The sequence below is a fragment of the Staphylococcus xylosus genome, from assembly GCF_002732165.1.
In the GTDB taxonomy this organism is placed as follows: Bacteria; Bacillota; Bacilli; order Staphylococcales; family Staphylococcaceae; genus Staphylococcus; species Staphylococcus xylosus.
This window is the reverse complement of the sequence record NZ_MRZO01000006.1, coordinates 1-21849: the sequence shown is the minus strand read 5'-3', so window position 1 is coordinate 21849 and position 21849 is coordinate 1. Positions and strand designations below refer to the sequence as shown.

Genomic DNA, 21849 nt, shown 5'->3' with positions numbered 1-21849 from the left:
GACACAAATAGTTATCTCGATCCTCTTTCTATACTCTTTACAAAAGTAACTGCATTATGAATATTCTTGTTAATCAATAAACGTTGTTCTAATTTTAGATATTTTACGTTATTAATAAAGTAAGGCAATGAAATCTTATTTGATTAATAAAATTTCATTGCCCTACGCTCATTGCTTTATTATTCATATTTTGTGTCTGGATTAAATCCAAATTTCATTTCGCTTAACGGCCAAAAACTAAATGACACTTTACCAACAACTTGGTCTTCGTCAATTAAACCGAACGAACGACTATCTTTACTTACTTCACGATTATCTCCAAGTACAAGTAATTTACCTTCTGGAATTTTATTTTTATCTTTTACATTATCTGTACCTTCAGATTGTTCGTTCATTTCTTTCGTTGTAAAACTACCAGTTATATAATTATAATCTTTATGTTTTTCATTATAATCTAAGTATGGTTCATCTACTTTTTTACCATTAACAAATAACTTATCTTCTTTATATTCAATGTTATCCCCAGCTGTACCGATAACACGTTTGACATAATCATTATCCTTAGTTGCATGGAAGACAATCACATTGCCTTTTTCAACATTTCCAAATCTTTGTCCAATTAAATTGACAATAACGCGTTCTCCGTCTTTTAATGTAGGATCCATAGAGTCACCTTTAACTGTATATGATTTCCCCACGAAGTTAACAATTAGCAATACTAAAGCTATTGCTACAACGATGGACACAATCCATTCTACGATTTCTTTTCTCAATTCCTTCACCTCGTTTATTTAATTAAAAGTCACTGTAAATTTTTCAAACGGATAATACCTTAAACTTGTGTTGCCAATGATATCTTTCTCATGCACGAAACCCAATGTTCTAGAATCGTTTTTATTATCACGATTATCATTAAGTACAAAATAAGCATTCGGCGGAATAATATCACTTTCAGAACCTTTGATGTTTCTAAGTGACAAGTTATTGATGCTGTTATTTGTATATGGTTCATTCACTTCTCTATCATCTCTGTACAATGAGCCGTCTTTAAATGAAATAGATTGTCCAGGTTTTCCAATAATTCTACTAAATTGGATTTCTTTTCCATTACGATACATAATAATATCATTATTATCTAAAAAATTAAATGTCGTTTTTATTTTATTAACAATAACACGATCACCTTGTTTTAGATTTGGGGCCATTTTATCATCTTTTATAACTGATCCTGTAAGCACAAATGCCTGAATCAATAGTACAATAATAAGCGCAAATATTATGGAAATCAAATGTTTTAATAATTTTCGCAAGTTGTCACTCCTCTGACGAATGCATAAAATATTTCTCTAGTTTTCTACCAACGAACCATACTATAGCAATTACTATCACTATTGTTATCAGCCTTATCGGATTAGTAAAAAGTGTTGTAATATCGTTACCTAACCAACCTACAAGGCCAATCATTATAAATTTAGATGCTATTAGTACAATTAGATAGGCATGCGCTTTAATATGCGATAAGCTTGCCACAATATTAACTAGAGCACTTGGCGTAAACGGAAAGCACATTAAGATAAAAATAGGTATAACCCCTTTTCTATCAATAAAATGTATTAAGCGTTTAACTGATGTCCGTTGCTGAATTTTTTGCATATATTTTGTATGTGTTAACCTTCTAAAAAATAAGAATACAATATAACTTCCAACCACAGTGCCTAACCAAGCTAATAAGGTACCAACGAACCAACCAAATGCATTAACGTTTACAATTACAAACACAATGATTGGTAAAATAGGAATAAAAGCCTCAATAAATGGCAATAGAAATCCTGCGATGTATCCTAAACTCCCGAATATATCAAACCAATACTGTACTTGTTCCTCTGTCATCAAACCCATCCTCGTCATCACTATTCATTATAAGTATAAGTGTAAAGTTGCTTTTTTAAAACTATAAAGCGTTTCATATAATATAAATCAGTCTTAAGAACGACATGCTTTTGAAACCATAATTGAAAGACTATCCACGCTTTCAATGAGCATTAATTCTAAAGGTTGATCAAAGTCTTACTATTGTAATATGAACTTTGATTTACTAGAGTTACGAAACGGTCGTATGTATTTGTATTATAAAAGAGAATAAGAAAGGAATCTAATTTATTAAAAAAGTTTCATCTTCCTACCTTGATTAAGATGTCTAAAGTTGAAAGGGATAAAAACTTACCTGAGTCGCATCTTATGCATCAGCCCATGTCACACTATCTCTATATAATAATTAAGGCTGAGACAATTAATTGTCCCAGCCTACTCAAAATATAAATTTAACATCAACTATTTATACGAGATATAACACTATGTTGAAAAATTATAAGCGTTTTTCCAATTCTTCTTTTTTATCTTCAAAACCTGGTTTACCTAATAATGCAAACATATTTTGTTTATATGCTTCAACTCCAGGTTGGTTGAATGGATTAACACCTAATTGATAACCGCTCATAGCACATGCTAATTCAAAGAAGTAAACGATATAACCAAATGTCTCTTCATCTAAACGAGGAATATTAACAACAATATTAGGCACGCCACCATCAGTATGAGCTAATAATGTACCTTCAAATGCTTTCGTATTTACTTCGTCTATAGATTTACCAGCTAAATAATTTAAACCATCTAAATTATCACTGTCTTCTTCGATAGTAATATCATGTTTAGGATTATTAACTTTCACAACTGTTTCAAATAAGAAACGACGACCTTCTTGAACATATTGTCCAAGCGAATGTAAATCAGTTGTATAGTTAGCGCTAGAAGGATAAATCCCTTTATAGTCCTTACCTTCTGATTCACCAAATAATTGTTTCCACCACTCATTAAAATATTGCATTGATGGTTCATAGTTAATCAACATTTCAGTGTCATAACCTTTTGCATATAAAACGTTACGAATCGTTGCATATTGATACGCGATGTTATCTTCTAAGTCTTCAGAAGACAATTCTTGACGTGCTTTTGCTGCACCTTCCATCATTGCTTTAATATCAATACCCGCAACAGCGATTGGTAATAAACCAACTGCAGTTAATACTGAATAACGACCACCGATATCATCAGGTACGACAAATGTTTCATAACCTTCATTCGTTGCAAGTTGCTTTAACGCACCTTTTTCTTTATCTGTTGTAGCAAAGATACGATTTTTCGCTTCTTCTTTACCATATTTATTTTCTAATAATTGTTTAAATAATCTGAATGAAACTGCTGGTTCAGTCGTAGTACCTGATTTAGAAATAACATTCACTGAAAAATCTTTACCATCTAAATAATCAATTAACTCTTGTGTATAAGAAGAAGATAAATGATTACCTACGAAGACGATTTCTGGGAATTCATTACTATTTCTAAATGTTGATGTTAGCATTTCGATAGCTGCACGTGCACCTAAATAAGAGCCACCGATACCAATTACTACAAACACCTCTGAATGTTCTTTGACACGTTTTGAAGCTTCTAAAATACGCGAGAATTCTTCTTTATCATAGTCTACAGGAAGATCAATCCAACCAAGGAAGTCACTACCAGCACCAGTTCCTTCATGAATTGTTTTGTGAATTGACTTAACTATATCTTTTTGTTGCTGTAATTCATGTTCGCCGAAAAATTCTAAAGTTTTACCATAATCTAATTGAATATGAGTCATTTTGAATTGCCTCCAGTGTTTTTAATTTCATCATTATTTTACTAAGTTTATTTTGAGTATTCAAACAACTAGCCTATATTATAGTGAAAAGTTAACTATTAAAATGCTAAACCACTCAATAAACGGAATTTAATATTCAACTTTTTATACATAAAACAATTATCCCCAAAGTCCAAAAAACCTTTTAAAACAACGATAAACAATACAAATAAAAAGAACGACATTATATTTTTGTATATTTATGTATAAAAATGGTTTTATTTTCATTTGTTTTCTGTTATACTAATCAATATCAAATTCTTATTAATAAATTATAAAAATTCAATTGAGGTGTAACTTATGAAAGAGAAAATAGTATTAGCATATTCAGGTGGTTTAGATACAAGTGTGGCAGTAAAATGGTTATTAGATAAAGGTTATGACATCGTAGCTTGTTGTTTAGATGTCGGCGAAGGTAAAGATTTAGACTTAGTACATCAAAAAGCGCTCGATATGGGTGCAATCGAATGTCATATCATTGATGCTACAGAAGAATTCAGTGAAGATTTCGTGTCATACGCAATTAAAGGTAACTTAATGTACGAAGGTACATATCCTTTAGTTTCTGCATTATCAAGACCTTTAATTTCAAAAAAATTAGTTGAAATTGCGAGCAAGACAAACGCAGTTGGTATTGCCCATGGTTGTACTGGTAAAGGTAATGACCAAGTACGTTTCGAGGTAGCAATTAAAGCCCTAGATCCAGAACTAAAAGTTTTTGCACCAGTAAGAGAATGGGCTTGGAGTCGTGAAGAAGAGATTGATTATGCAATCAAACATAATATCCCTGTTCCAATCCAACATGATTCTCCTTATTCTATCGACCAAAATTTATGGGGAAGAAGTAACGAATGTGGCATACTTGAAGATCCTTATGCTGCACCTCCAAAGGATGCATTTGACTTAACAAACGAACTTGAAGATGCACCGGATGTAGCTGATGAAATTGTACTTTCATTTGAAAAAGGTATACCAACTGCGCTAGATGGCAAACCTTATAAACTTAGCGAACTTATCTTAGAACTCAATAAACTTGCTGGTAAACATGGAATTGGTAGAATCGACCATGTTGAAAATAGACTTGTTGGTATTAAATCGAGAGAAGTTTATGAAACACCAGCTGCAGAAGTAATTGTCAATGCTCATAAAGCACTTGAAACAATTACACTTACTAAGGATGTTGCACACTTTAAACCAGTAATTGAAAAACAATTCTCAGAACAAATTTATAATGGTTTATGGTTCTCACCTTTAACAGATAGCCTAAAAATATTTGTCGATAGTACTCAAGAACATGTAACTGGCGATGTACGTCTTAAATTATATAAAGGTAACGCTACTGTTAATGGCAGAAAATCACCACATACACTTTATAATGAAAAATTGGCTACTTATACAAAAGAAGATGCATTTAATCAAGAATCAGCAGTTGGCTTTATTGATATCTTTGGCTTACCAACTAAAGTAAACTCAATGTTACATGGCGGATATAAAGATGAGCAGTAAAGCTTGGGGTGGTAGATTTAGTGAGCAACCAGAAGCATGGGTTGATGAATTTAATGCTTCTATACACTTTGATAAAACATTAATTAAATATGATGTTCAAGGTAGTATTGCTCATGCAATCATGTTAGCCAAAAAAGATATTATTTCTGATTCAGACTGCGAACAAATTATTGAAGGTTTAAATGCAATTTTAGCTGATTATGAACAAGGTAACTTATCTCTTGATGTTTCATTAGAAGATATTCATTTAAATATCGAACATGAATTAATAAAACGTATTGGTGATGCTGGCGGTAGATTACATACAGGACGTAGCAGAAACGACCAAGTTGCAACTGATATGCATTTATATACAAAAGCAGAAGTATCTCAATTAATTGATTTAATTATTTCGTTTCAACAGACAATTGTAAAAATTGCTGAGTCTCATGTAGACACAATCATGCCTGGTTATACACATCTACAAAGAGCTCAACCTATTTCATTTGCGCATCATATCTTGACGTACTATTGGATGCTAGAAAGAGACAAATCACGTTTTCAAGATAGTTTGAAACGAATTGATATCTCTCCACTTGGTGCTGCTGCGTTAAGTGGTACTACTTATCCAATAGATCGTCACGAAACGCAGTCATTGTTAGACTTCTCTGCTGTTTATGAGAATAGTATGGATGCCGTTAGCGATAGAGATTATATAGTTGAAACACTGCATAATATTTCATTAACAATGGTTCACTTGTCACGTTTTGCAGAAGAAATTATTTTCTGGTCATCTGCAGAAGCAAACTTTATTACATTATCAGATGCATTTTCAACTGGTTCATCAATTATGCCACAGAAAAAAAATCCTGATATGGCCGAACTAATCAGAGGTAAAGTTGGACGTACAACAGGTAATTTAATGAGTATGTTAATGACACTTAAAGGATTGCCTTTAGCATATAATAAAGATATGCAAGAGGATAAAGAAGGTCTATTTGATGCAGTTCATACACTAAAAGGTTCTTTACGTATCTTTGAAGGTATGATAGACACAATGACAGTAAACGTAGAACATTTACAAGAAACTGTATACAATGACTTTTCTAATGCAACAGAACTTGCTGATTACCTAGTCAATAAAGGGGTTCCTTTCAGAAATGCTCATGAAATTGTTGGTAAAATAGTACTTTGGGCTATTCAGCATAACGTCTATTTATTAGATGTGCCTTTAGAACAATATCAAAGCGCACACGAAAGCATTGAACCAGATATCTACAGTTATTTAAAACCTGAAAATTGTATCAGCCGTAGAATAAGTCACGGTTCTACAGGACAAGAAGCTGTAAAAAAACAATTAGAAATTATAAAACAAAACTTAAATTAGAATATTTGCACGGATGCCCTATCTATAGTTAGATAGGTGTATCTGTGCTTTTTTGTATGACAATTCAAACACAATATTTCTAAGTAGTGAAAACATTGTTAATGAATTCATTGATTGTATGTAATGTTTAAATTAATTTTTTATAGTTTAAATTAGAATATTGTAAATACTATTTTCAATTTAAGTTTTTTTATGTACTGTAAAAGTAAGTTCATAAAAAGGAGTGACAGCTTGTGAAAAATTCGAGTAAACTTTTGATTTCAAGTATAGCAATATTGTCTTTATCTGGTATAGGAAGCTCAACCATTACTGAAGCATCCAGTAACACCAACGGTATAAATAATCAAAATGGAAATACTTCAGTTCAAACAGTTACTGGGGATAATAAATCAGATCAACAAAATTGGATACATAATTTAACGGGCGAGAAATTCACAACAATTGCACATAGGGGTGCTAGTGGCTATGCTCCAGAACATACATTTTACTCATATGACAAAAGCCATAATGCTATAGGCGCATCATATATTGAAATTGACCTACAAATGACTAAAGACGGTCAACTAGTAGCCATGCATGATGAAACAGTAGATAGAACAACTAACGGTACCGGTCGGGTTGATCAATATACACTTGAGGAATTAAAACAACTTGATGCAGGAAGTAAATTTAATGAGCAAAATCCACAATATGCTAATTCAAATTATAAAGGTGCAAAAATACCAACATTAGACGAAATATTAGAGCGTTATGGTACTGATGCTAATTATTATATAGAAACAAAATCTCCTGATGTGTATCCTGGTATGGAAGAAAAATTATTAGATACACTTAATAAACACCAATTATTAAATGAACAGTCTCTCAAAAAAGGTCATGTCATGATTCAATCTTTTTCACAAGAAAGCTTACTTAAAATGAAAGATTTAAATTCAAATGTGCCACTTATACGATTATTAGACAAAGGCGAACTACCGAATATGACACAACAAGATTTGGATTATATTAAAGAATATGCTATCGGTGTCGGTCCTGAATATACAGATTTAACTAAGCAAAATGTTGCCAATCTTAAAGATACTGGATTCCTGGTTCATCCCTTCACCGTGAATGAAGTAGCCGACATGGAAAAACTTAATGAATATGGAATAGATGGACTATTTACGAATTATCCTGATTTATATAAGCAAGTCATAAATGAACAATAATTGATAACTTCCATTGAGCAATTTATTTATAAAATCCAAAAAAGTCCGAGACATCTGTTGATGTCTCGGACTTTAAACTTACTACTATTATTCAAATATTTATGCCCATCCACGGTAACGTGCTGCCTCTGCAGTACGCTTGATACCAACTATATAAGCTGCTAAACGCATATCAATCTTTCTGTTTTGAGCTAATTCATATATTGTGTCAAATGCAGTTGTAAGTTTTTCACGTAGTTTCGTGTTTACCTCTTCTTCAGTCCAATAATAACCTTGGTTATTTTGTACCCATTCGAAATAAGAAACCGTTACACCGCCGGCACTAGCCAATACATCTGGTACTAGTAGTTTACCACGTTCAGTTAAGATACGTGTACCTTCTGGTGTCGTTGGTCCATTTGCCGCTTCAACCACAATATCGGCTTTAATGTCATTTGCATTTTCTTCAGTAATTTGATTTGCAATTGCTGCCGGCACAAGAATGTCGCAGTCAATTTCAAACAACTCTTTATTAGAAATTGTTTCATCAAATAAATTAGTCACAGTTCCAAAGCTATCTCTTCTATCTAAAAGATAATCAATATCTAATCCTTCTGGATCATGTAAAGCACCATAAGCATCTGAAATACCAACAATTGTTGCTCCCATATCATACAAGAATTTCGCTAAGAAACTACCCGCGTTACCAAATCCTTGAATAACAATACGAGAACCTTTAAGTTCTAAACCTCTTCTTTGTGCAGCTTGTTCAATAGCAATAACAACACCTAATGCAGTCGCGCGGTCACGTCCTTGCGAACCACCTAACACGATTGGTTTACCAGTGATAAATCCTGGTGAATTGAATTTATCTAATGAACTATATTCATCCATCATCCATGCCATAATTTGAGAGTTTGTAAATACGTCTGGCGCTGGAATATCTTTTGTTGGTCCAACGAATTGAGAAATTGAACGCACATACCCACGAGATAAACGTTCTACTTCGTGAATACTCATTTGACGTGGATCACAAATGATACCACCTTTACCACCACCATATGGTAAATCAACAATGCCACATTTCAATGTCATCCACATTGATAATGCTTTAACTTCTTCTTCGTCCACATCTGGATGGAAACGTACGCCACCTTTTGTAGGTCCAACAGCATCATTGTGCTGTGCACGATAACCAGTAAAAGTTTGAACAGTACCATCGTCCATGCGCACAGGAATTCTAACTTGAAGGAATCTTAAAGGTTCCTTTACTAAATCATACATCCCATCATCAAATCCCAGTTTGTGCAATGCTTCTTTAATAATTTGTTGCGTCGAAGTAACTAAATTATTATTCTCAGTCATGATTCATTTCGCCTCTTTTTCGTTACTAATGATTTCGCTTTCATGATAATTGTAACATAAGATTTTCCTTTTTAAAGGGTTTTCAAAACATATATTACAGAACTGTGAATTTACTCAAAAACGCTTCTAATTTTGTCTAATGCAAAGTCTAATTCTTCTTTAGAAATAATAAGTGGCGGTGCAAATCTAATGACCGTATCATGCGTTTCTTTACATAATAAACCTTTTTCTTTTAATGATTCACAATAAGGTCTCGCTTCCTCATTTAATTCAACCCCAATAAACAAGCCACGTCCGCGTACCTCTTTAATTGATGGATGGTTTATTTTTTCTAATTCTTCTTTGAAATAGTTACCTAATTCCAATGAACGCCCTGGTAGATCTTCGTCAATTATTACATCTAATGCTGCGTTTGAAACCGCACAAGCAAGTGGATTACCACCAAAAGTAGAACCGTGAGATCCTGGTGAGAACACACCAAGTACTTCTTCGTCAGCTAATACTACAGATATTGGTAATACGCCACCACCTAATGCTTTACCTAAAATGTATACATCTGGTTTAACGTCATCCCAGTCCGTAGCAAATAATTTACCTGAGCGTCCTAAGCCAGCTTGGATTTCATCAGCAATAAACAATACGTTATGTTCATCACATAGAGCTCTTATTTCTTTTAAATAACCTTCAGGTGGAACATTAATACCCGCTTCCCCTTGTATTGGTTCAATTAAAATTGCTGCTGTATTTTCAGTAATAGCATTTTTAACAGCTTCAATATCGCCAAAATCTACTTTACGGAACCCATCTAATAATGGACCATAACCGCGTTGATATTCTGGTTCTGATGATAAAGATACAGGTGCCATTGTACGACCGTGGAAGTTACCATTGAAAGCAATAACCTCTGCTTTATCTGGGTCTATTTTTTTAACATCGTAAGCCCAACGACGAGCTGCTTTTAAAGCCGTTTCAACTGCTTCAGCACCCGTGTTCATTGGTAAAGCTTTAGCTTTTCCTGAAAGCTTACAAATTTTTTCATACCATTCACCTAGATTTTCACTATGAAATGCACGTGAAACTAAAGTAACTTTATCCGCTTGGTCTTTCAATGCTTGAATAATCTTTGGATGTCTATGACCTTGGTTTACAGCTGAATATGCTGACAACATATCCATGTATTTGTTACCTTCTGGGTCTTTAACCCAAACACCTTCAGCTTCCGATATAACGATAGGAAGCGGCACATAGTTTTGCGCTCCATAATGATTTGTTACTTCAATGATTTCTTCTGATCTTGACATGATATCTCCCCTTTGTAAAAATTTAAGAGTAAAAAGACTCTTAAGTAATACTCATTCAATAGCATAACGTATTTAGCGATTAACTGAAACCATTTTCTAAAACTGCTTAAGTTTCATGTTACAAACGCCGTCAAATCAGTTAAATTAACGTAAATAATATAATGAGTAAGCACCAATTTTCCAGTGTAAACCCTTACATATATAATGCCACATTTACCAATACTAATACAAGACTATATTAACATTTTAAAAATTAATTATATTTTATTAGTATTGCGCTAAATCGCATATTTAATCACAGACTTCACCGTTCTATTTATAAACTTTACTTTTACAAATAGAACGATGAAGTTAGAAATATTTTATAACGTTATATAGTAATCGAGGCCGAAACATCAACTAAATGTTTCGGCCTCGATTACTATGACAAATATTCTATTTATTATCTGTTCTTGGTAATGGATAAAATCCTTTATTGAATTGTTCCCAAAGTTTAGGTGGTAAATGATGTCTATCTTCTCTATTTGGATCGAAGTGTGAAATAATTTCATCTTCTTTACCATCTTTAATTTTGCTTATAAAGTTATGGTCTAATAATATTTCTCTGCCTAATGCAACAAGTTCAACGTTAGTAGATTCAATCGCTTCAAGAGCTTGTTCCGCAGTAAAAATAGAACCAATACCTACTAAAGGCATACGACCATCAATCCACTCTAATAACAATTTAATACGTTCTTGCCCTTTATATTTACCTTCACGCGTTTCTGAATGTATATCCATTAGAGAAACATGTAAATAGTCTAAAGGTTTATCAATTAAGTGTTTAACTAATGATTCTGTAATTTCCATGCTTATACCAGGTGATTCTGCTTCTTCAGGTGAAAATCTATAACCAACAATAAAATCTTCATTACCATGTTGTTGTACTGTTTCTGTTACTTCATCAACAACGTTTAATGCAAATTTCAAACGATCTTTGCCCCACTCATCTTCACGACGATTATAATAAGGTGAAACAAATTGATGAATTAAGTAGTGATTTGCACCATGGATTTCGACACCATCGAATCCAGCTTCTATAACTCTACGAGTCGCTTCTCCGAAAGCTTTAATTGATTGTTTAATTTCATCTTCAGTAATTTCACGTGCGTGATGTTCTTCTTGCTCACCAAAACTTTTTAGTGAAATTGGTGTTGGTGCAGCTACATCTCCATTTGGTGTTAAATTTGGTAATGATTGTGCCCCACCATGATGAATTTGAACGACAGCTTTTGCGCCGTTTTTCTTCATAGCTTGAGCTAAGCGTTTTAAGCCATCAATATTTGAATCATGTGCTACTGATGGTTGGCCAGGAAATGCTTTGCCTAAATCCGTAACATTACTAGCTGCTGAAATAGCTAAGCCAACATCTTTCGAACGTTGTTCCATATAAACAACTTCTTCATTTGAAATAGATCCGTCGTCATTTGATGAAACATGCGTAAGTGGTGCTAAAACAAATCTATTATCTAAAACAACTTTATTAGGTAATGTTAATTTTTCAAAAAGTGGTTGGAACTTTTTATTCATTTTACTTTTCCTCCTATGCGTTAAAACATTCGAAAATTATAAAAACACTTATAGTTTGTAGTGCTTTTATAATTCTAACTATAATAATCTGATAGATAAATAAATATGCTCACGCATATATCATTGCGTTTTTTCCAAATTCATTTTCTAAATAGTTATTTCTTTTATGCATTTGGTATACCCATAATATAAATAAAGATTTCCCTCTAAAAAGCATGGCCCATTGCTAGGACAATATAAGCCTACTAAAAAACAACATTATTAATTCCTGACGCTCTAAAAAGTTACGCTTTAGTTCGTCTCATATGAAAAAAATTAACTTCTTAATCTAACAATACTTAGACTAATCGAAGTTGTCCAATAAAGTGTTAACGGTCCAAACATAACCACTAAAAATCACACTATAAAACACTTAAGGCTGAGACATAAATTTATGTCTCAGCCTTAAGAAAAGATGACTTTATTCATCTTTGATCGCATTTTTGGACTGTTTAATCCAAACCGGTAAGCGTTCTTTAATTGTTTGAAACCCATATCTTTCGGTTTCTTTAATTTCATCTAATACTGATTGCTTTTCTTTCTTACGCTCATAATTTTTAAAATAGTCATTATCTTTTAATGAAAGGTTTAATTTCCCTTCATCATCAATTGAAATTACTTTCGCTCTTACAATTTGTCCTTCTGATAAAAACTTTTTCAAATTATGGACGTAATCATCCATAATCTCAGAAATATGGATTAATCCTTCAGCATTGTCAGGGGTTTCTACAAAAGCGCCATACGGTTGAATACCAGTCACACGAACTTTAATATGTTGACCTACTTTATAGTGATTATTCAACGTGATAACCCCTTAATTCGTTTTACTTAACACTATTATAATAGCATACATTATAGTAAGGCACTAACATAAACACAGAAAAATTTCACATTTTACATTTTTATGTTGCTAAAACTATTACTAAATACAGCGTATAAACGCTCGATATTGTATTTTATAGAATTACTTAATAAATTATGACTTCTTAATTAGCTAATACTAATTATATTTACTTATATTAAAATTGTTAGTTAAATATTCCAGCTTTTATAAAAATCCTATTTCTTCCTATTCAAAATAAGTTCCAGTTGGAATTTGCAACGATTCATTTTTAACTATTTCATTCCGCATCATTTTAAAACATCTCTAAAAAAAGGAGAAGAGTAAAAATCAACATCAAATTGATTTCTAAGCTCTTCTCCTATAGTTTAGATTAAATAATTAATCAGCTTATTCGTACTGAAATTAGATATTTATCTAGAGATTCATATATTCTGTTAATTATTCAACAATATCAATTGAGTCAATTGTAATATCATATAATGGCTTGTCTTGTGGACCTACTTTTGTATTAGCAATGTCCTCTAATGTAGTTTTACCTTCAATTAATTGACCAAATACAGTATGTTTTTGATCTAACCAAGGGGTACCACCAGTTTCGCCATAAGCTTTTACAATCGGTTCTGGCCAACCTCCGTCAGCTAATTGACTAAGCATTGATTCTGGCACTTCATTCATTTGAACAATGAAGAATTGAGAACCATTTGTATTTGGTCCTGCATTTGCCATTGAAAGTGCTCCGTAGATATTAAACGCTTCTCTTGAAAATTCATCTTCAAAAGGTCCACCATAAATACTTTCGCCGCCCATACCTGTAGCAGTTGGGTCTCCACCTTGTACCATAAAGTCATTAATTACACGATGGAAAGTAACACCATTATAATAACCATTTTTAGCATGTGTAACAAAGTTTTCTACTGTTTTTGGTGCAACATCTGGTAATAATTTAAAAGTCATGTCTCCCTTGTTTGTATGCATTACCATTTTAATTTCATTGTCATTTATTTCTGTGTTCAACTGAGGATAGTTCGTCATTTTTATTCTCCATTTCATGTTAAGATGATATATGTATTCTAACACAAAAGAAGGGATGTATTGAATTATGTTATACCGTTTTTCACATAAAACTGGCAGTTATGGCGTAACAATTAAGGAAGAAAATGAAAATAGCGTTCTCGTTCAAGTTGAACAAGTGATTAATCACCCTAAACAAGGTGATTTACACAATCCCACAGAAACTGAAAATGTGTTTTTCCATGAACGTAAAGCACTTAGTCATTATGAAAAGCGCTATACTACAAAGTCACACCTTAGAGAGTTCAATGCAGAAATTATGCCTTACACTGAATCATTACAGCGTGCGATATCAAAATTAGAAGCTCAATTAAAAGGTCAAGATACATTGCACGCAACTATGTCACTCGACAATTTACAAAGATTAAAACATGATTATTCCATTCAATATAAACAAAATTTTGAATAAAAATACCGTGTTTCTTCTTATTTAATAAAACATCTAACACAAGTGTTTCAAGGCTTCCTGACGTTTTTCAGAATAGTCTACTTCATGTATAATGGTTTTATAATACATTTTTAAAGGAGGATAAAATAATGAGTTTGTTACATATATCGGTACTTTTACCGTTCGTTTTCGCACTCATTATTCCAATTGTATATCGTTTTTATAAACGCATACATTTAGGATGGTTTGTGTTACCTATCCCCGTCGTCTTATTTATATATTTCCTATCATATATTTCGACAACCATGTCAGGAAATAACATAATGCAAAAAGCCAATTGGATGCCTCACTTCGGTATGAATTTCAATTTATACGTTGACGGTTTAGGCTTATTATTTAGTTTGTTAATAACTGGCATAGGTAGTTTAATTATACTTTATTCTATAAGTTATTTAAGTCGACAAGAGCAACTGGGAAATTTTTATTGTTATCTATTGCTCTTTATGGGTGCTATGTTAGGTGTTGTATTATCAGATAATTTAATTATCTTATATTTATTTTGGGAATTAACTTCATTTTCTAGTTTCTTGCTCATCTCATTTTGGCGTGATAAGCAAGCATCTATATATGGTGCTCAAAAATCCATGCTCGTTACGGTATTCGGAGGGTTATCGCTTTTAGGCGGTATTATATTACTTTCAATTGCCGGTGGGACAACAAGTATTCAAGAATTAATTCAGAATGTTTCTGAAATTCAAACTAGTCCTTTTTTTATTCTTTCAATGATTTTAGTTTTAATTGGGGCTATTACTAAATCGGCGCAATTTCCTTTTTACATATGGTTACCAGATGCTATGGAAGCACCAACACCAGTAAGTGCTTACTTACACTCAGCAACAATGGTTAAAGCTGGTCTTTATTTAGTTGCCCGAGTGACACCAATTTTCGCTGTTTCACAAGGTTGGATTTGGTCAGTAACTTTGATTGGTTTAATAACATTATTATGGGCATCGTTTAATGCCACAAAACAACAAGATTTAAAAGGTATTTTAGCGTTTTCTACTGTTTCACAATTAGGTATGATCATGTCTATGTTAGGTATCGGAGCAGTTAGCTATCATTTTGAAGGCTCTGAAAGTCAACTTTATGTTGCTGCATTTACTGCTGCTGTTTTTCACTTAATTAATCATGCCACTTTTAAAGGCGCATTATTTATGGTAACTGGGGCAATCGACCACTCAACAGGCACACGTGATGTAAATAAATTAGGCGGATTATTAACTATCATGCCGATTTCATTTACGATTACAATCATTACTTCATTAAGTATGGCTGGTATACCGCCATTTAATGGATTTTTATCTAAAGAGTCATTTTTAGAAAGCATGATTGAAATTACAAATGCTAATATATTTAGTTTAAATACGCTTGGCATATTAATTCCTATTATCGCAATTATTGGTAGTGTATTTACATTTGTTTATTCTGTCAGATTTATTGGTCAAATCTTTTTAGGTAGTCATAAGGCTGAAGAATTACCTAAAAAAGCTCATGAAGTATCTATACTCATGCTAATTTCACCAGCGATTTTAGCTGTATTAGTTATTGTATTCGGTTTCTTCCCATCAATATTAACTGGCACAATCATTGACCCTGCAGTAAATGCAATTAGCCAAACAACTGGTACAACTGCAGAATTTCATATGTTCCATGGCTTTACGCCAGCATTCTTCTCAACATTAGTTATTTATGTTGTAGGTATTTTGCTCATATTTACTTTTGGTTATTGGATTCGTTTATTGCATTTACAACCTACCAAACTCACATTAAATTATTGGTATGATAAATTTGGTAAAGTTATGCCGAATTACTCAGGTAAATTTACCGACTCTTATGTCACTGGATTTACGCGTAATAACTTAATTATTATCTTCGCTTCATTGATAGTAATTACGTTAGTAACGCTTTTAGTTACACCATTTAATATTGACTTTAAAGATGTCAGTGCTGTACGTCCATTTGAATTAATCATTGTAGTATTGATTATTACCGCTGCTTCTATGATTATATTTGCTAAATCTAGGTTATTTAGCATTATCATGGCAAGCGCTGTAGGTTATTCTGTTGCCATATTCTTTATTTTCTTTGGTGCACCAGATTTAGCTCTTACACAATTTGTAGTTGAATCTATCTCAACTGCATTGTTCTTATTATGTTTCTATCACTTACCTAATTTAAATAGACATAAAGAAACACGTTCTTTTAAATTATTAAATATTGTTATTGCAGTCTGTGCGGGTATCGTAGTAACTGTACTTGGTTTAATTGCTTATGGTAATAGACATTTCGGCTCTATTGCTGAATTTTATAAATCAAATGTTTATGACTTAGCCCATGGTACCAACATGGTTAACGTTATCCTTGTTGACTTCCGTGGTACCGATACTTTATTTGAATCTGCAGTACTTGGTATTGCCGGTTTAGGTGTGTATACAATGATTAAATTACGTACAAATAATAATAAAAATGATGAAGGAGGTAAAAACGTTGAACAGACAGAAAAATAATTTAATCTTTCAATATTCAGCTGTTGTTATCTTCTTTCTCATCGTGATGTTTGGACTATATTTATTTTTAGCCGGACATTATACACCAGGTGGTGGTTTCGTAGGAGGTTTATTACTTTCTAGTGCACTCGTGATTATTACAGTAGCTTTTGATATAAAAACGATGCGTAAAATTTTCCCTTGGGACTTTAAAAAATTAATCGGTATTGGCTTTTTCTTTTGTCTAGCTACGCCGATGGCAAGTTGGTTTTATCATAAGAACTTTTTCACACATACACCATTTGAAATTCCACTAATAATTTTAAAACCAATGGAAATGCATACTGCTACATTTTTTGATTTGGGTGTATTATGCGCAGTTGTAGGTACAATAATGACTATAATATTAGCGATTGGAGAGAATGAGTAATGGAAATAGTTATGATTTTTGTTTGTGGTATTCTCACTGCGATGAGCGTTTATCTCATTCTTTCTAAAAGTTTGATACGTATCATTATTGGGACTACTTTACAAACACACACAGCCAATTTATTTTTAATTACTATGGGCGGTCTTAAAAAAGGTGAAGTCCCTATTTATGAAAAAGGAATCACTTCATATGTAGATCCAATTCCACAGGCTTTAATACTTACAGCTATAGTAATTTCGTTTTCTGTAACAGCATTTTTCTTAGTGTTAGCTTTTAGAAGTTATAAAGAATTAGGCACAGACAACGTAGAAAGTATGAAAGGAGTGCTGGACAATGATAGAGAGTAATCTCATTATTTCATTACTCGTCATACCAATGATTACTATTATCGCACTCATATTCATTGGTAAGCGCCCTAGGATAAAGCGCTACGTTGCCTTATCAGGTACAGCTATTACATTGATTTTTGCAATTATTAATTTCCAAAATGTGCTTAGAGATGGCCCTATTATATTAGAATTAGGTTCATGGGAAGCACCTTATAGTATTGTCTTTGTCCTTGATATATTCAGTGCCTTACTTGTCATCACAAGTTTGATTATAACGATGTTAATCATCCTTTATTCCTATCAATCAGTAGGCATAGAGCGCGAAACATACTACTATTATTTCGCAGTAATGTTTATGGTTACAGGTATAATTGGGTCGTTTATTACTGGAGATATATTCAACTTATTTGTATTCTTTGAAGTGTTCCTTTTAGCTTCATATATCTTGTTAGTTATAGGCGGAACTAAAATACAATTAAGCGAAACTATTAAATACGTACTTATCAACGTAACTTCATCAGCATTCTTTGTTATAGCTGTAGCTATGCTCTACTCTGTAGTCGGGACTTTGAATTTAGCTGATATTAGTGAAAAGTTAAGTCAACTACCTGCTGAAGATAACGGTATAATAACAATCATATTTATCATGTTTATCTTTGTTTTTGCAACTAAAGCTGGTGCATTCCCAATGTATATTTGGTTGCCAGGTGCATATTATGCCCCACCGATTGCAATTATTGCATTCTTTGGTGCTTTGCTAACAAAAGTAGGCGTATATGCCATTGCAAGAACAGCTAGTTTATTCTTTAATGATTCATCGGACTTTTCATTTTATACAATATTGTTCCTAGCATTACTTACTATTATTTTCGGTTGTGTCGGCGCTGTTAGCTATTTTGATACTAAAAAAATCATACTTTATAACATTGTAATTGCTGTAGGCGTTATCCTAGTTGGTATTGCGATGATGAATCAATTAGGTATGATGGGTGCGATTTACTATACACTACATGATATGTTAGTAAAAGCAGCACTATTCTTCCTAATTGGTGTTATGTATAAAATTACGAAAACACATGATTTACGTAAATATGGTGGTCTGATTAAAGATTATCCTGTTTTAGGATGGACGTTCTTCATCGCTGCACTAAGTCTTGCAGGCATACCGCCACTAAGCGGCTTTTATGGTAAATTTTATATCGTACAAGCTACATTTGAAAAAGGATTTTACTTAAGCGGTATTGTTGTTTTACTATCAAGTTTAGTAGTTCTTTATTCTGTTATTCGTATTTTCTTATTAGGCTTTTTCGGAAAATCTGAAGGTTATCAAGTAAATCCTAAGTTGCAGTATAAAGGAATACTTACAATATCAATCATTTCAGTCATTATCACAGTTGTTTTCGGACTTTCTGCAGATTGGTTGCAACCAATTATTAAAGATGCTGCTGAGACATTCTACAATCCTAGTATCTATAGAGACGCAGTATTGGGAGGTAAATAATATGGCAGTTCAAATATTAGTAAATTTGATGCTTTCTGTATTTTGGTTATTCGTCACAGGCAGTTATACATTTAATAACTTTATTTTAGGTTACTTATTCGCACTTTTATTAGTTTATTTAATGCGCGATGTATTACCTGGTAGATTTTATATCATCACTGTCTACAAAATTGTGAAACTATTCTTAGTGTTTTTAATAGAACTAGTAAAAGCAAATATAGATGTTATACGTATTGTAATTAAACCCAAGATTGATAATGAGCCGGCCTTCTTCACGTACCATACAGATTTAAAAAGTGACTGGCAAATCGCATTATTATCTAATTTAATCACACTAACGCCAGGCACAATTGTATTAGGTATTAGTGATGATCGTACAAAAATATATATACACAGTATCGATTTCACTACAAAAGAAGAAGAAGTAGATAGTATCAAATCATCCCTTGAAAAAGTGGTCAGAGAGGTAGGCGAAAATTAATGAACTATAATATTATATTAATCATTGCGCTAGTTATTGTAGCTTTATCAATGCTAGGCATGCTTGTTCGTGTAATTATCGGCCCTTCTCTCGCTGACAGGGTCGTCGCACTTGATGCAATGGGTATTCAACTCATGGCTATTGTTGCACTATTTAGTATTTTCTTAGGTACAAAGTATATGATTGTGGCCATTTTATTGATAGGTATTTTAGCTTTTCTTGGTACGGCAGTATTTGCCAAATATATGGATAAAGGTAAGGTGATTGAAAATGATAACGACGATCGTCATTAGTATTGCACTTATCTTGGTCATTTTAGGCTCACTTATCAGTGCCCTAGCGGCTATTGGTCTATTACGCTTGGACGATGTATACGCTAGAGCTCACGCAGCCGGTAAAGCTGCAACACTAGGCTCAATGCTATTAATTAGTGGTGTGTTCTTATATTTTATTGGTCGAGAAGGTTATGTGAATATGCAATTACTTGTGGGTATTTTGTTTATTTTAATTACTGGACCTTTAGCAAGTCATTTAATTATCAAATCAGCGTATAATTTACAAACGCCTGCTTCAAAAAGAACGAAGCATGATGAAATTAAAGAAGATTTAAAAGATACAAAATTATAAAAGCAGCTTACTTGGATTTAGTTAAGAACAATTTCTCCTAGTGCTGTTTATAAATTATTTGTGGGAGAGACATATGTCTCTCCCACTTTTTGTTTACTATACATTTCATAATTTATATACGAAATCAGTTGTTATAAAGTTTATTACATGATATATTAAATCGTAATTATTACGATTTAAATAAACAGGAGTGTTTTTATGACAACTTGGACTATTATCGGCGGTGGACTACATGCTGTAACTATCGCTATTAAGTTAAGATCTTTAGGTTTAAAGGCATCACAATTATCAATTATCGATCCAAACCCTAACTTGTGTGCTCAATTTGATAATTTCTCAAAACGTATCGACATGCCTTATTTACGTTCACCATGTGTACATCATGTTCATCCTAACCCTTTTCATTTAAATAAATATGCTAAAAAAATGCATTATACTAATGCTGCATATGGACAATATAAACGACCTAACCGAAATATGTTTATGGAGCATACACATGATTTAATTCATTCATATCATTTAAATTCATGTCATATTCAAGGATATGTCAGTGATATTAAGCAGAGCAAACAACAATGGCACGTGCAATTGAATAATAAAAACTGGATTAGTTCAGACCATGTAGTAGTTGCATTTGGTTGTAATCATGAAATATACATTCCTGAACTTTTTCAACTTCAACCTGACATTTCTCACATTTTTGAAAATGAACAAGATACTTATACCGAAACATCTCATGTCATTGGTAGTGGTATTTCTGCAGCTCACCTCACGTTAAGGCTTTTAAAAGAAAACAGTAATAATCAGATTCATTTATGGATGAATAAAGCAATAGATGTTCATGACTTTGATGCAGACCCTGGATGGCTAGGACCTAAAAACATGAAAAAATTTAGTGCTATGCAATCTTCTATTGATCGCTTAAACACAATTAAAAATGAGCGACACAAAGGTTCAATGCCAAAAGAACTAGAATTAAGACTTAAAAAGTATATTAAAGCCGGTCGTCTTAAAGTACATATTAACGAAATAACAAATATAGTTAATCACCATATTTGTACTGACACGTATTGTATACATTACGACCATATATTATTAGCTACAGGCTTTAAAGAAACGATTATGCAACAGCCTTTAATTCAACAATTAGTAACAAAATACCAAGCCCCGGTAAGTAGCTGTGGACTACCTTCAATTACACCAACGTTAGAATGGCTCCCTAATCTTTATGTTAGCGGTGGCTTGGCTGATTTGGAGCTCGGACCATTTGCACGGAATATTATGGGAGGTCGTGAAGCCTCGTTAAGAATCGGTGAAGCTTTTGAACACAAACAGTACAATCAATCACAGCATTATTATAATAGCGAGGGCTTGTACACCAATCAAAGCATAGGACAATAAAGTTCTTGGACAAGTAAAAAAAGACAATTTCTATATAACTAATATAGAAATTGTCTCAGAACCTAGACAAACCTTGCGCAAATTAATGCGTAAGGTTTGTTTATTTTTATTTATATAGTTATTTTTCAAAAAGCAGTGGTCTTTCAGACCATTATTGGCCCT

At 32.7% G+C, this 21849-nt stretch carries 21 protein-coding genes; 12 read left to right on the top strand and 9 right to left on the bottom strand.

Features of this window, described 5'->3' with window-relative positions; translation table 11 throughout:
- Positions 1 to 179: 179 nt before the first annotated feature.
- The 4 genes from lepB (BTM19_RS09750) to BTM19_RS09735 form a co-directional block, all read right to left on the bottom strand.
- Positions 180 to 773, bottom strand: a complete 594-nt coding sequence (gene lepB, locus BTM19_RS09750) for a signal peptidase I (RefSeq protein WP_029379170.1) — start codon at positions 771 to 773, stop codon at positions 180 to 182.
- Positions 774 to 791: 18 nt separating this feature from the next.
- Positions 792 to 1310 carry a signal peptidase I gene (lepB, locus tag BTM19_RS09745; protein ID WP_029379171.1) on the bottom strand — a complete coding sequence of 173 codons (519 nt, stop codon included), beginning with the start codon at positions 1308 to 1310 and terminating at the stop codon, positions 792 to 794.
- A gap of 4 nt (positions 1311 to 1314) precedes the next feature.
- Positions 1315 to 1890, bottom strand: coding sequence for a TVP38/TMEM64 family protein (locus tag BTM19_RS09740; protein ID WP_099265846.1), 576 nt, complete (start codon positions 1888 to 1890; stop codon positions 1315 to 1317).
- A 475-nt stretch (positions 1891 to 2365) separates the two neighbouring features.
- Positions 2366 to 3697, bottom strand: a complete 1332-nt coding sequence (locus tag BTM19_RS09735; RefSeq protein WP_038678222.1) for a glucose-6-phosphate isomerase — start codon at positions 3695 to 3697, stop codon at positions 2366 to 2368.
- A 339-nt stretch (positions 3698 to 4036) separates the two neighbouring features.
- Between BTM19_RS09735 and BTM19_RS09730 the strand changes: the two genes are divergently transcribed.
- The 3 genes from BTM19_RS09730 to BTM19_RS09720 all read left to right on the top strand — a co-directional run bounded on the left by BTM19_RS09730 (position 4037) and on the right by BTM19_RS09720 (position 7816).
- Positions 4037 to 5242 (top strand): argininosuccinate synthase, encoded by a 1206-nt coding sequence (locus BTM19_RS09730; RefSeq protein ID WP_029379174.1) that lies wholly within the window; start codon positions 4037 to 4039, stop codon positions 5240 to 5242.
- Complete coding sequence (gene argH / locus BTM19_RS09725) at positions 5232 to 6608, top strand: argininosuccinate lyase (RefSeq protein WP_029379175.1); 1377 nt, start codon at positions 5232 to 5234, stop codon at positions 6606 to 6608. The genes BTM19_RS09730 and argH overlap by 11 nt, the downstream gene beginning before the upstream one ends.
- Before the next feature lie 233 nt (positions 6609 to 6841).
- A complete protein-coding gene (locus BTM19_RS09720; RefSeq protein WP_029379176.1) occupies positions 6842 to 7816 on the top strand; it encodes a glycerophosphodiester phosphodiesterase in 975 nt (324 codons plus the stop codon).
- Positions 7817 to 7915: 99 nt separating this feature from the next.
- Here the strand turns inward: BTM19_RS09720 and BTM19_RS09715 are convergent, their stop codons facing one another.
- The 5 genes from BTM19_RS09715 to BTM19_RS09695 all read right to left on the bottom strand — a co-directional run bounded on the left by BTM19_RS09715 (position 7916) and on the right by BTM19_RS09695 (position 13945).
- Positions 7916 to 9160: a Glu/Leu/Phe/Val family dehydrogenase gene (locus BTM19_RS09715; protein ID WP_029379177.1), complete on the bottom strand. Its 1245-nt coding sequence runs from the start codon at positions 9158 to 9160 to the stop codon at positions 7916 to 7918.
- A 110-nt stretch (positions 9161 to 9270) separates the two neighbouring features.
- Entirely contained in the window at positions 9271 to 10461 is a 1191-nt protein-coding gene (locus BTM19_RS09710) for an ornithine--oxo-acid transaminase (RefSeq protein WP_029379178.1), read from the bottom strand.
- Positions 10462 to 10896: 435 nt separating this feature from the next.
- Positions 10897 to 12030: an NADH-dependent flavin oxidoreductase gene (locus tag BTM19_RS09705; RefSeq protein WP_029379179.1), complete on the bottom strand. Its 1134-nt coding sequence runs from the start codon at positions 12028 to 12030 to the stop codon at positions 10897 to 10899.
- A 460-nt stretch (positions 12031 to 12490) separates the two neighbouring features.
- The gene (ygs, locus tag BTM19_RS09700) at positions 12491 to 12871 is read right to left on the bottom strand and encodes a S1 domain-containing post-transcriptional regulator Ygs (protein ID WP_017722342.1); all 381 of its coding nucleotides are present in this window, start codon (positions 12869 to 12871) and stop codon (positions 12491 to 12493) included.
- A gap of 480 nt (positions 12872 to 13351) precedes the next feature.
- On the bottom strand, positions 13352 to 13945 hold the full coding sequence (locus tag BTM19_RS09695; RefSeq protein WP_029379180.1) for a peptidylprolyl isomerase: 594 nt from the start codon (positions 13943 to 13945) through the stop codon (positions 13352 to 13354).
- Positions 13946 to 14012: 67 nt separating this feature from the next.
- On the opposite strand from BTM19_RS09695, the gene kapB reads away from it, so the two are divergent.
- The 9 genes from kapB to BTM19_RS09650 all read left to right on the top strand — a co-directional run bounded on the left by kapB (position 14013) and on the right by BTM19_RS09650 (position 21687).
- A complete protein-coding gene (gene kapB / locus BTM19_RS09690) occupies positions 14013 to 14393 on the top strand; it encodes a sporulation phosphorelay system protein KapB (RefSeq protein ID WP_029379181.1) in 381 nt (126 codons plus the stop codon).
- Positions 14394 to 14521: 128 nt separating this feature from the next.
- Positions 14522 to 16939, top strand: coding sequence for a Na+/H+ antiporter subunit A (locus BTM19_RS09685; RefSeq protein ID WP_069796402.1), 2418 nt, complete (start codon positions 14522 to 14524; stop codon positions 16937 to 16939).
- Positions 16920 to 17348 (top strand): Na(+)/H(+) antiporter subunit B, encoded by a 429-nt coding sequence (locus BTM19_RS09680; protein WP_029379183.1) that lies wholly within the window; start codon positions 16920 to 16922, stop codon positions 17346 to 17348. Before BTM19_RS09685 ends, BTM19_RS09680 begins: the two co-directional genes overlap by 20 nt.
- Positions 17348 to 17695 (top strand): Na+/H+ antiporter Mnh1 subunit C, encoded by a 348-nt coding sequence (gene mnhC1 / locus BTM19_RS09675; RefSeq protein WP_017722347.1) that lies wholly within the window; start codon positions 17348 to 17350, stop codon positions 17693 to 17695. Before BTM19_RS09680 ends, mnhC1 begins: the two co-directional genes overlap by 1 nt.
- On the top strand, positions 17682 to 19178 hold the full coding sequence (locus BTM19_RS09670; protein ID WP_038678215.1) for a Na+/H+ antiporter subunit D: 1497 nt from the start codon (positions 17682 to 17684) through the stop codon (positions 19176 to 19178). Before mnhC1 ends, BTM19_RS09670 begins: the two co-directional genes overlap by 14 nt.
- 1 nt (position 19179) lies before the next feature.
- The gene (locus BTM19_RS09665; RefSeq protein ID WP_038678213.1) at positions 19180 to 19659 is read left to right on the top strand and encodes a Na+/H+ antiporter subunit E; all 480 of its coding nucleotides are present in this window, start codon (positions 19180 to 19182) and stop codon (positions 19657 to 19659) included.
- The gene (locus BTM19_RS09660; RefSeq protein WP_038678212.1) at positions 19659 to 19952 is read left to right on the top strand and encodes a Na(+)/H(+) antiporter subunit F1; all 294 of its coding nucleotides are present in this window, start codon (positions 19659 to 19661) and stop codon (positions 19950 to 19952) included. Before BTM19_RS09665 ends, BTM19_RS09660 begins: the two co-directional genes overlap by 1 nt.
- Positions 19930 to 20286 carry a Na+/H+ antiporter subunit G1 gene (locus BTM19_RS09655; protein ID WP_029379187.1) on the top strand — a complete coding sequence of 119 codons (357 nt, stop codon included), beginning with the start codon at positions 19930 to 19932 and terminating at the stop codon, positions 20284 to 20286. The genes BTM19_RS09660 and BTM19_RS09655 overlap by 23 nt, the downstream gene beginning before the upstream one ends.
- A 198-nt stretch (positions 20287 to 20484) precedes the next feature.
- On the top strand, positions 20485 to 21687 hold the full coding sequence (locus BTM19_RS09650) for an NAD(P)-binding domain-containing protein (RefSeq protein WP_069796403.1): 1203 nt from the start codon (positions 20485 to 20487) through the stop codon (positions 21685 to 21687).
- Positions 21688 to 21849 lie beyond the last annotated feature (162 nt).